At 75.5% G+C, this 12,872-nt stretch carries 2 protein-coding genes and 1 pseudogene; all 3 read right to left on the reverse strand.

The window, feature by feature from the left end:
* Positions 1–7,051, reverse strand: a 7,051-nt coding sequence (locus tag ACGFZ2_RS33300) for a type I polyketide synthase (RefSeq protein ID WP_393460778.1), incomplete at its 3' end; no start/stop codon positions are given.
* Positions 7,052–7,117: 66 nt separating this feature from the next.
* Positions 7,118–7,165 (reverse strand): annotated as a pseudogene (locus tag ACGFZ2_RS33305) (polyketide synthase docking domain-containing protein); the annotation flags it as partial.
* Between the two features lie 44 nt (positions 7,166–7,209).
* Positions 7,210–12,783: a type I polyketide synthase gene (locus ACGFZ2_RS33310; protein ID WP_393460752.1), complete on the reverse strand. Its 5,574-nt coding sequence runs from the start codon at positions 12,781–12,783 to the stop codon at positions 7,210–7,212.
* Between the last annotated feature and the right edge of the window lie 89 nt (positions 12,784–12,872).

Consider the following 12,872-nt stretch of genomic DNA (forward strand, 5'->3'; position numbering starts at 1 on the left):
AATCCGCCCGCACACCCCACGACGACAACAACTCCCACAACGCCACCTCAACCGCGAACAACCCCGCCTGCGCGAACACCGTCTGATCCACCAGACCGGCATCGGGGGTACCCGGCTCGGCGAACACGATCTCCCGCAACGCACGCGGCAACAGCCCGTCGAACTGCCCACACACCCGATCGAAGGACGCCGCGAACACCGGGAACACGTCATACAACTCACGACCCATACCGGCCCGCTGCGAACCCTGACCCGTGAACAACACCGCCCGACGACCCGCCGACACCACACCCGACACCACCGCCGGACGGCCCTCGACCACAGCCAACAGCTCCGCCGTCAACTCCTCGACCGAGCCACCCCACACCACCGCCCGGTGCTCCAACGCCGCCCGGGACGAAGCCAACGACCACGACACATCCGACACAGACAGGTCAGACCGGTCCCCCACGAACGACACCAACCGCGCAGCCTGACCCGACAGACCCCGCTCCGACCGCGCCGACACCACCCACGGCACCGGCAACCCAACCGGCGCGACGGACGCCGAAGCGGACTCCGGCTCTCCCTGCTCGATGATCACGTGCGCGTTCGTGCCGGAAATGCCGAACGACGACACCCCCGCCCGACGCGGGCGCCCCACCGCTGGCCACTCCCGCGCCTGCGTCACCAACTCCACCGCACCCGACGACCAGTCCACATGCGACGACGGCTCGCCCACGTGCAACGACGCCGGCACCACCCCGGCCCGCATCGCCAAGATCACCTTGATGATCCCCGCCACCCCGGCAGCCGCCTGCGTATGACCGATGTTCGACTTCACCGAACCCAGCAGCAGTGCGTCGTGGTCGCCTCGCTCCTGCCCGTACGTGGCGAGCAGCGCCTGTGCCTCGATCGGGTCGCCGAGCGTCGTGCCCGTGCCGTGCGCCTCGACGACGTCGACGTCCGCGACGCCCAGCCGGGCGTTCGCGAGAGCCTGGCGGATCACCCGCTGCTGCGACGGACCGTTCGGCGCCGTCAACCCGTTCGACGCGCCGTCCTGGTTCACGGCACTGCCGCGCACCACCGCCAGGACCCGCCGACCGTCCCGCCGCGCGTCCGACAACCGCTGCACCAGCAGCACGCCCACGCCCTCGGACCAGCCGGTGCCGTCCGCGTCATCGGAGAACGACTTGCACCGGCCGTCGGGGGACATGCCCCGCTGGCGGGAGAAGTCGATGAACGTCTCGGGGGTCGCCATGACGGTGACGCCGCCCGCGAGGGCCAGGTCGCACTCGCCCGACCGCAGCGCCTGCACGGCCAGGTGCAACGCCACCAACGACGACGAACACGCCGTGTCCACCGTCACCGCCGGCCCCTCGAAACCGAACGAGTACGCCACCCGGCCCGACAGCACGCTGCTCGCCGTGCCGACGCCGAGGTAGCCGTCCAGGGTCTCCGGCACGTCGGCCAGCCCGGCGGCGTGGTTGTGGTACATCATGCCGGCGAACACGCCGACCGGGCGGCCCCGGAGTGCGAGCGGGTCGATCCGGGCGTCCTCGATCGCCTCCCACGAGGTCTCCAGCAGCAGCCGCTGCTGCGGGTCCATGGCGAGGGCCTCGTGCGGCGAGATCTTGAACAGGTCGGCGTCGAAGTCACCGGCGTCGGCCAGGAAGCCGCCCTCGCGGGCGTAGCTGGTGCCCCGGCGCGTGCCGGACGGGTCGTACAGCTCCTCGAGGTCCCACCCGCGGTCGGCGGGGAAGTCCGTGATGCCGTCGCCGCCGGCGACGAGGAGGTCCCACAGCTGCTCCGGGGAGCGTACGCCGCCAGGGTAGCGGCAGCTCATCCCGACGATCGCGATCGGTTCGTCTAGCGCCGCGGCGCTGGCGACCGGCGCCGGCAGCGGGCCGGTGTCCGTGCCGGTCTCGGCGTCGAGGTGGTCGGCCAGGGCGAGCGGCGTCGGGTGGTCGAACACCAGGGTCGCCGGCAGCCGCAGGCCGGTGACCGCACCCAGCCGGTTACGCAGCTCGACGGCGGTCAGCGAGTCGAAGCCCAGGTCGGTGAACGGACGCGCGGCCTCGACGGCGGCGGCGTCGGCGTACCCCAGCACCGCCGCGACCTGGTCGAGGACGAGCCGCAGCAGGGCCGCGGCGCGCTCCTCGCGGTCGAGCCCGGCCAGCTGGTCGGTGAGGGCGGCGGTCCTGGCCGGACCGGTCCGTGCGGCGCGGCGGCGGGGCGTCCGGACCAGCCCGCGCAGCACGGACGGCAGGGTGCCCGCCTCGGCCTGGGCGCGCAGCGCCGGGCCGTCCACCGTCATCGGCACCGCCACCGACCGGCCGGTCAGCAGGGCGGCGTCGAAGAGGGCGAGGCCGTCCGCCTGCGGGAGGGGCCGGACGCCCGCGCGGGCCAGCCGGTCGGTGTCGGCCCGGTCGAGGGCGGCGGTCATGCCGCCGCCCGATTCGGCCCACGGCCCCCAGGCCAGGGAGAGCGCCGGGCGGCCCGCGGCCCGCCGTCGGTGGGCGAGCGCGTCGAGGAAGGCGTTGGCGGCGGCGTAGTTGGCCTGGCCGGGGCTGCCCGTCACGCCCGCCGCCGACGAGTACGTGACGAAGAGGCCGAGGTCCAGGCCTGCGGTCAGCTCGTGCAGGTGCGCGGCGGCGTCCACCTTGGGCCGCAGCACCTCGGCGAGGGATTCGGCGGTGAGCGAGGTCAGCGTGCGGTCGGCGAGCACGCCGGCGGAGTGCACCACGCCGGTCAGCGGGTGGGCGGGGTCGATCCGGTCCAGCAGCGCCGCCAGGGCGTTCCGGTCGGCGGCGTCGCACGCCTCGACGGTCGCGGTCGCGCCCAGGTCGGCCAGCTCGGCGAGCAGGTCGGCGACGCCGTCCGCGTCGGCCCCGCGCCGGCTGGTCAGCACCAGGTGGCGGACCCCGTGCCGGGTGACGAGGTGGCGGGCGGTCAGTGCGCCCAGGGCGCCGGTGCCGCCGGTGACCAGCACCGTGCCGTCCGGGTCCAGCGACGGGGCCGGGGCGTCGGATTCGGTGGCGGCGACGAGCCGGGGCACCCGGACCACGCCGTCGCGCACCGCCGCCTGCGGCTCGTCGGCGGACAGCAGGCCGGCGAGGGCGGCGGCGGAGCGGTCCGGGTCGTCGACGTCGACGAGCAGGAACCGGCCGGGGTGCTCGGCCTGCGCGGAGCGGAGCAGACCCCAGACGGCCGCGCCGGCCAGGTCTGCCACCTCGGCGTCGTCGTCCACGGCGACGGCGCCGCGGGTGAGCACCACCAGCCGGGATCCGCCGGTGTGCCGCTCGGCGGCGAGCCAGCCCTGGAGCACGCCGAGGACCTCGGCGAGCAGGCCGTGGACCGGGCCGGGGCCGGTCGCGGTGGCACCGGCCACCGGGAACAGGACGACGTCGGGCACTCCGGCGTCGACCAGCGCGTCGAGGTCGGCGTGCCGGGCGGCGGTCACGCCGGACGGCAGCGGCGCGGGGTGGTCGCCGAGCACGGCCCAGGTCGTGTCGTCGGGCGCGCCGGCGCCGCCACCGTGCCGGGGCCAGTCGAGGCGGAACAGCGAGCGACGCCAGGAGGACGCGCCGGAGGCCGGTTCCCCGGCCGGCAGGGGCCGCAGCACCAGGGACCCGACCCGGGCGACGGGCTCGCCGGCCGCGTCCGCGACCAGCATGGCCACGGTGTCCGGGCCGGTGGGGGTGAGCCGTACCCGCAGCGTGTCGGCGCCGTGGGCGGACAGCGTGACGGCGGACCAGGAGAACGGCATCCGGGCCTGGCCGGGGTCGACGATGCCCAACCCGACCGCCTGCACGGCGGCGTCGAGCAGCGCCGGGTGCAGCCCGTACCCGCCGGCCTCGCCGGCCGCCGGCTCGGGCAGCGCGACTTCGGCGTAGACGTCGGCGCCGAGCCGCCAGGCGGCGCGCAGCCCGGAGAAGGTCGGGCCGTACGCGAATCCGGCCTCCGCCGCCCGCCCGGTCAGCTCGGACACGTCGAGGGCGGTGGCGCCGGCCGGCGGCCAGGCCGTCAGCGGGGTCCCGTCCTCTCCCGGTTCGGGGGTGAGCAGGCCGGTGGCGTGCCGGACCCACAGGTCGTCGGTGCCGGACCGGCGGGCGTGGACTGTGAGCTGCCACGTGTCGGCGCTGCCGCGTTCGGCGGCGACCTGCACGTCGACGCCGCCGGTCTCCGGCAGCACCAGCGGCGCCTCCAGGGTCAGCTCGGCGAGCCGGTCCGCGCCGACCTCCGCGCCGGCCCGCAACGCCAGCTCCACGAACCCGGTGCCGGGGAGGAGCACCACGCCGCGGACGGCGTGCTCGGCCAGCCAGGACTGGCTCTCCACCGACAGCCGGCCGGTGAGCGTCACCTCGTCGCCGTCGGCGGAGCGGAACACCGCGCCGAGCAGCGGGTGCCCGGTCGGGGTCAGCCCGGCAGCGGTCACGTCGGCGGCCTGCGGCAGGGGCAGCAGCCAGTAGCGCTGGCGCTGGAACGCGTACGTCGGCAGGTCGAGCGGCGCGGGTGGGCCGTCGAACAGGGCGGCCCAGTCCACCGGCACGCCGCGGGCCCAGACGGTGGCGGCGGCGGCCAGCGCGGTCGCCGGCTCGTCGGAGTCGGCGCGCAGCACCGGGGCGCAGACCACCTGGTCCGACCCGACGATCTCCTGGGTCAGCGCGGAGAGGACCCCGCCGGGGCCCACCTCGACGTACGCGCCCACGCCCAGCTCGCGCAGGGCGGTCACGGCCGCGTCGAAGCGGACCGTCTCCCGGACGTTGCGCAGCCAGTACGCCGGCGAGCGCACCTCGTCGGGGGTGAGCACGACGCCGGTCACGGTGGAGACCACGGGAATCCGGGGGGCGGCGAAGGTCAACTGCCCGAGCACGTCGGCGAACGCGTCGAGCATCGGGTCCATCCGGGCGGAGTGGAACGCGTGGCTGACCCGCAGCCGTTTGGTCTGCCGGCCGAGGGCCGCGAAGTGGTCGGCGACCGCCAGCACCGCGTCCTCGTCGCCGGAGACGACGACGGACTCCGGGCCGTTGACGGCGGCCAGCCCCGCGCCGGCCGCCTCGACGGTGGTGTCCAGGTGCTGGCGCACCTCGGCCTCGGTGGCGCGGACCGACACCATCGCGCCGCCGGTGGGCAGCGCCTGCATCAGGGTGCCCCGGGCGGCGACCAGGCGGGCGGCGTCCGGCAGCGACAGCACGCCGGCGACGTGCGCGGCGGCCACCTCGCCGACCGAGTGCCCGGCCACGAAGTCGGGCACGACGCCCCAGGACTCGACGAGCCGGTAGGCGGCCACCTCGACGGCGAACAGCGCCGCCTGGGCGTAACCGGTGCGGTCGAGCACGTCGGCGGGACCGTCGAGGACCTCGCGCAGGGGCCGGTCGAGGTGCCGGTCCAGTTCCGCGCAGGCGGCGTCGAAGGCCGCGGCGAAGACCGGGAAGGCGGCGGACAGCTGCCGGCCCATCCCGACCCGCTGGGCGCCCTGCCCGGTGCAGAGCACCGCGACGCGGGTGGGGCCGGCGACGCCGCGCCGCACGGACGCGGCCGGGACGCCGTCGGCCAGCGCGGCGAGCCCGGCGATCAGCTCGTCCCGGTCGGCCCCGAGCACCACGGCCCGGTGTTCCAGGGCGGACCGTCCGACGGCCAGGGCCCGGCCCACCGTGGCCGGCGCGGCGTCGGGGTGGTCGGCGAGCCAGGTGCGCAGCCGGTCGGCCTGGGCGGTGAGCGCGGCGGCGCTGCGGGCGGAGACGACCCACGGCAGCGGGTCGGGCCCGGCGACGGCATCGGCGGCCGGCTGCGGCGTGGGCGGGGCGGCCTCGACGATGACGTGGGCGTTGGTGCCGCTGACGCCGAAGGATGAGATGCCGGCCCGCATCGGGCGGGACCCGTGCGGCCACGGGCGCGGCTCGCGGAGCAGGCTCACCGCGCCGGCCGACCAGTCGACGTGCGGGGACGGCTCGTCGACGTGCAGGGTCCTCGGCAGCACCCCGTGCCGCATCGCCATGACCATCTTGATCACGCCGGCGACGCCGGCCGCGGCCTGCGTGTGCCCGAGGTTGGACTTGATCGAGCCGAGCCACAGCGGCTGGTCGTCGGCCCGGTCCCGGCCGTAGGTGGCGAGCAGCGCCTGCGCCTCGATGGGGTCGCCGAGGCGGGTGCCGGTGCCGTGGGCCTCCACCGCGTCCACGTCGGCCGGGGAGAGCCGCGCGTTGGCCAGGGCCTGGCGGATCACCCGCTGCTGGGACGGGCCGTGGGGCGCGGTGAGGCCGTTCGAGGCGCCGTCCTGGTTGACCGCGGTGCCGCGCACCACGGCGAGCACGGGGTGCCCGTTGCGGTGGGCGTCGGAGAGCCGTTCCAGCAGCAGCAGCCCGGCGCCCTCGCTCCAGCCGGTGCCGTCGGCGGCGGCAGCGAAGGACTTGCACCGCCCGTCCGGGGACAGGCCGCGCTGGCGGCTGAAGCCGATGAACGTGTCGGGGCTGGACATGACGGTGACGCCGCCGGCCAGCGCGAGCGTGCACTCGCCGGAGCGCAGCGCCTGCACGGCGAGGTGCATCGCCACCAGGGAGGACGAGCATGCGGTGTCGACGGTGACCGCCGGGCCTTCGAACCCGAACGTGTAGGCGATCCGGCCGGAGACGACGCTGCCGTGGTTGCCGGTGCCGACGAAGGCCTCGACCTCCTCCGGCACGCCGTTCAGGCGGGACACGTAGTCGTGGTACATGACGCCGGTGAAGACGCCGGTGCGGCTGCCCTTGAGCGAGTCGGCGGCGATGCCGGCCCGTTCGACCGCCTCCCAGGCGACCTCCAGCAGCAGGCGCTGCTGCGGGTCCATCGCCAGCGCCTCCCGGGGGGAGATGCCGAAGAAGCCGCCGTCGAACTCGCCGGCGTCGTGCAGGAAGCCACCCTCCCGGGTGTACGACTTGCCGTGCGCGTCCGGGTCGGGGTCGTAGAGGTTCGCCACGTCCCAGCCCCGGTCGGCCGGGAACTCCGTGACGGCGTCGGTGCCGGACTCGACCAGCCGCCACAGCGCCTCGGGGGTCCGCACCCCGCCCGGGTAGCGGCAGCTCATCCCCACGATCGCGATGGGCTCGTGGTTCTGCTCGTCGACGGCCCTCAGGCGTTCGCTGGTCTCGTGCAGGTCAGCGGTGACGCGCTTGAGGTACTCGCGGAGCTTGGCTTCGTTCGCCATCGGGGTGATCACCTGTCGCTAAGGGGCAAGCGGCGGACTCGTGGTCAGGATCGGCCGAACTTCTGGTCGATGAAGTCGAACAGCTCGTCGTCCGAGGCATCGTCGATGGCCTGGCTGACGTCGGCGGGCCGGTCGGTGGCGTCGCTCCACCGGGTGACCAGCGCCCGGAGGCGAACCGCGACGGCGGTCCGCGTCTCGTCGTCGCCGGCCAGTCGTTCCAGCTCGTCCGGCCCGGTCGCGGCGAACGCGGCCTCCAGCCGGTCCAGCTCGGCCAGCAGGCTCGACGCGGGCGCGGGCGGCGCGGCGTCGGCCAGCAGGAAGTCGGCGAGCGCGGCGGGCGTGGGGCAGTCGAAGATCAGGCTCGCCGGCAGCCGGATCCCGGTGACGGCGGTCAGCCGGTTGCGCAGCTCCACCGCGGTCAGCGAGTCGAAGCCGAGGCCGGTGAACGTCTGGCCGGACGGGATGACGGTGGCCGGCGGGTAGCCGAGCACCTCGATGACCTGCGCCTTGACCAGTTCCTCCACCAGCCGGCCGCGCTCGGCCTCGGGCGTTCCGGCGAGGCGTTGCGCGAAGGACGGCCCGCCGTCGCCGCCGCCGTCGACGACGCGCCGCCTGGCCCGGACCAGGCCGCGCAGCGGCGCCGGCAACTGGCCGGTATCGGACTGGCGGCGCAGCGCGGCGAGGTCGAGCAGCGCCGGCACCAGGTGGGGGCCGCCGCCGCGCAGGGCGGCGTCGAACAGGTGCAGCCCCTGATCGGTGTCGAGCGGGCTGAGGCCGTTACGGCTCATCCGTTGCCGCTGGGCGGCGTCGAGGGCGCCGGTCATCCCGCTGTCCGCGGCCCAGAGGCCCCAGGCCAGGGCGGTGGCGGCGAGGCCCGCGGCGCGCCGGTGGTGGGCGAGGCCGTCCAGGAACGCGTTCGCGGCGGCGTAGTTGCCCTGCCCGGGGCCGCCGAGAACGCCGGCGACCGACGAGAAGAGGACGAACATCGGCAGGTTCCGCCCCCGGGTCAGCTCGTGCAGGTGCCAGGCGGCGTCGGCCTTCGCGGCCAGCACGGCGGACACGCGATCCGGGGTCAGCGCCGACACCACCGCGTCGTCGAGGACGCCGGCGGCGTGGACCACCCCGGTGAGCGGGTGCTCGGCGGGGATGTCGGCCAGCAGGGCGGCAACGGTGTCCCGGTCGGCCACGTCGCCGGCCACCAGCCGGGCCTGCGCGCCCAGGGCGGCCAGCCCGGCCAGCAGCTCGGCCGCGCCGGGGGCGTCCGGTCCCCGGCGGCTGACCAGCAGCAGGTGGCGCACCTTGTGCGCGGCGACCAGGTGTCGGGCCAGCAGGCCGCCGAGGGCGCCGGTGGCGCCGGTGACCAGGACCGTCCCGTCGGGGTCGGGTTCGGTGCCCAGCGCCGGGTCGAGGACGGCGGGCGTGAGCCGGGGCGCCAGCACCCGGTCGCCCCGGACCGCGAGCTGGGGTTCGCCGGTGGCGACCGCGCGGGCCACCAGGTCGACCGTGCCGGCAACGCCGCCGGGCTCCGGTCGCCCCGCCTCGTCGAGGTCGACGAGCACGAAGCGGTCGGGGTGCTCCGCCTGGGCCGAGCGCAGCAGGCCCCAGACCGCGGCGCCGGGCAGGTCCGTCGCCCGGCCGGTGTCGCCGGCGGGGACGGCTCCCCGGGTCAGCACGACCAGCCGCCGCTCCGCCAGCCGGTCGTCGGCGAGCCAGCCCTGCACGGCGGTCAGCACGGCGGCGAGCCGGGTCCGGGTAGTGGCGGGGACGGGGTCGCGCTCGTCGTCGGCGTACGCCGGAAGCAGCACCAGGTCCGGGTCGAGCCGGCCGGAGTCGACCGCCTCGGCCAGCTCGGCGAGCCCGACCGTGGTGAGGCCGGCCGGGCCGGACGGAGCGTCGCCGAGGAGCACCGCGCGGGCGGCCGCCGGGCCGCCGATCGGCACCGCCTGCCAGGCGACGTCGAACAGCGAATCGAGGCCGGCACCGGCGCCGCGTACCTGGTCGGCGGTCACCGGGCGGGAGACCAGCGAGCCGATCCGGGCGACGGGGGAGCCGGCCGGGTCGGTCAGGGTCAGGGTGACCCCGCCGCCGCTGCGCCGGGCGCGCACGCGCAGCGCGGTCGCGCCGACCGCCGCGAGGGTGACGCCGGTCCAGGCGAAGGGCAGGCGTACGCCGGACGCCTCCCCGTCCTCGTCGAGCAGGCCGACGACGTGCAGCGCCGCGTCGAGCAGGGCGGGGTGGATGCCAAAGCCGGTGACCTCGGTGCCGTCGGGCACCGCCACCTCGGCGCACACCTCGTCGTCGGTACGCCACGCCGCGCGCAGGCCGCGGAAGAGCGGGCCGTACTCGACGCCGAGGCGGGACAGCTCGGTGTAGACGGCGTCGACCGCGACGCCGACCGCGGCCGTGGGCGGCCAGGGCGACGGATCGGACGCGTCGGGCTGCGCCGCGGTGGGTGCGAGGACGCCCGTCGCGTGGCGGTCCCACTTCCCCTCCGGGTCGGCTGCGGGTCGGGAGTGGATGGTGACCGGCCGGCGTCCCTCGTCGTCCGCCCTCCCCAGCTTCACCTGCACCGCCCGGGCGCCCTGCTCGGCGAGCGTCAGCGGCGCCTCCAGGGTCAGCTCGTCCAGCGCGTCGCAGCCGACCTGCGCGCCCGCGTGCAGGACCATCTCGACCAGGGCGGCGCCCGGCACCACCACCGAGTCCCAGACGACGTGTTCGGCGAGCCACGGGTGGGTCCGCGCGGACAGCTCGGTGCCGAAGACCCGTACGTCGTCGTCGGCCACGCGGACGGCGGCGTCGAGCAGCGCGTGGTCGACGGCGCGGACGCCGAGGCCGGGCGCCCCCACGTCGCTGGTGATGGTGGCGTTGAGCCAGTAGCGCTGGTGGTCGAAGGCGTACGTGGGCAGGTCGACCGCGCGGGGGCGGGCCCCGGTGCCGGCGAGGTACCCGGCCCAGTCGACGTGGCCGCCGGTGACGTACCGCTCGGCCAGGGCGGTGCGCAGCGTGCCGGCCTCGGAGTGGCCGGCGCGCAGCGTGGCGGTGAACCGGACGTCGTCGGTCGCCTCGACGCAGTCCTGCGCCATCGCGGTCAGTACGGCGTCGGGGCCCACCTCCAGGAACTGTGTCACGTCCTGCTGGTGAAGGGTCCGCACCGCGTCGGCGAACCGCACCGGCTGCCGCACGTGCCGCACCCAGTAGCCCGGGTCGGTGATCTCCGCCGTGTCCGCCACGGCCCCGGTCACGTTCGACACGATCGGAATCCTCGGCGACTGCCAGCCCAGCCCCGCCACCACCGACGCGAACTCGTCCAGCATCGGATCCATCAACCGCGAGTGGAACGCGTGACTGACCGACAGCTCCTTGACCCGCCAACCCCGCTCACGTGAGGTCGCCACCACCGACGCCACCTCGCCCGCGGCACCCGACACCACCACCGACGCCGGACCATTCACCGCCGCGACGTCCACCGCAGCGCCCGTAGCCTCGATCACCTCGGCAACGAGGTCCTCCGACGCGCCGACGGCCGCCATCACCCCACCAGCCGGCAACGCCTGCATCAACCGGCCCCGCGCCGCCACCAGCGCACACGCGTCCGACAGGGACAGCATCCCCGCCACGTACGCGGCCGTCACCTCACCGATCGAGTGACCCGCCAGGAAGTCCGCCCGCACACCCCACGACGACAACAACTCCCACAACGCCACCTCGACCGCGAACAACCCCGCCTGCGCGAACACCGTCTGATCCACCAGACCGGCCTCGGAGCTGCCCGGCTCGGCGAACACCACCTCACGCAACGGGCGCGGCAACAACGGATCGAGATGGGTGCACACCTCGTCGAGGGCTGAGGCGAAGACCGGGAACGCCTCGTGCAACTCGCGACCCATACCGGCGCGCTGCGAACCCTGACCCGTGAACAACACCGCCCGACGACCCGCCGACACCACACCCGACACCACCGACGACCGACCCTCGGCCACCGCCGCCAGGCCGGCCACCAACTCCTCGCGGTCCGAGCCCCACACCACCGCGCGGTGCTCCAACGCCGCCCGGGAGGTAGCCAACGACCACGACACGTCGGCCACCGCGAGGTCGGACCGGTCCCGCACGAACGACACCAACCGCGCCGCCTGACCCGACAGGCCCCGCTCCGACCGCGCCGACACCACCCACGGCACCGGCAACCCGACGGGTCCCGCCGCCACCGGCTCCGCACCGCCCTCGGGTTCCGGCTCCGGCTCCGGCTGCTCCAGGATCACGTGCGCGTTCGTGCCCGAAATGCCGAACGAGGACACGCCCGCGCGCCGTGGACGCTCCACGTTGGGCCATGCCCGGGACTCGGTCACCAGCTCGACCGCACCCGACGCCCAGTCCACGTGGGACGACGGCGCGTCGACGTGCAGGGTCGCCGGGACCACGCCCGCCCGCATCGCGGAGATCATCTTGATCACGCCGGCGACTCCGGCGGCGGCCTGCGTGTGACCGATGTTCGACTTCACCGAACCCAACAACAGCGGCTCGTCCCGACCCTGCCCGTACGTCGCCAGCAACGCCTGCGCCTCGATCGGATCACCCAACGTCGTACCCGTGCCGTGCGCCTCGACCACGTCCACGTCACCGGCCGACAACCCCGCCGACGCGAGGGCCTGCCGGATCACCCGCTGCTGCGACGGACCGTTCGGCGCCGTCAAACCGTTCGACGCACCGTCCTGGTTCACCGCCGTACCCCGCACCACGGCCAGGACCCGCCGACCGTCCCGCCGCGCGTCCGACAGCCGCTGCACCAGCAGCACGCCCACGCCCTCGGCGAGCGCGGTGCCGTCCGCCGCGTCGGCGAACGCCCGGCAGCGGGCCACCGGGGAGAGGTTCCCCTGCCGGGTGAAGTCGACGAACACCGCCGGGGTGGGCATCACCGTCACGCCGCCGGCCAGCGCCAGGTCGCACTCCCCGGACCGCAGCGCCTGCACGGCCAGGTGCAACGCCACCAACGACGACGAACACGCCGTGTCCACCGTCACCGCCGGCCCCTCGAAACCGAACGAGTACGCCACCCGACCGGAGGCGATGCTGCCCGCGTTCCCGAGGCCCAGGTAGTCCTCCACCCCCGCCGGCGGCGTCTCCGGCGGGTGGGCGTACCCGTTGTGGGTCATGCCGGCGAAGACGCCGACGCGGGCACCCTTCAGGCTGGTGGGGTCGATGCCCGCGGACTCGACCGCCTCCCAGGACGTCTCCAGCAGCAGCCGCTGCTGCGGGTCCATGGCGAGGGCCTCACGCGGCGAGACCCCGAACAGCCGGGGGTCGAACGCGCCGGCGTCGGGCAGGAAGCCGCCCTCCCGCACGGAGGAGGTGCCCGGCCGGGACCGCCCGGGGTCGTAGAGCGTGTCCAGGTCCCAGCCACGGTCGGTGGGGAAGGAGGCGATGGCGTCCCCGCCGGCCGCGACGAGGTCCCACAGCTCATCGGCCGTCCGCACCCCGCCGGGGAAGCGGCAGCCGACGCCGACGATCGCGACCGGCTGCTGCGCGTCGGCCTCGACGTCGCGGAGCCGTTGCCGGGTCCGCCGCAGGTCGGCGGTGACTCTCTTCAGGTACTCCCGGAGCTTGTCTTCGGTGTCCATCAACCCAGCCCATCGCGATGCACGGCGGAGACTCGACGTAAGCGACGGTACGAATGCGCAGAAGTCTCAGGCGACACCTGTATCTGTCGTTC

Source organism: Micromonospora sp. NPDC048063 (assembly GCF_043202855.1).
GTDB lineage: Bacteria > Actinomycetota > Actinomycetes > Mycobacteriales > Micromonosporaceae > Micromonospora.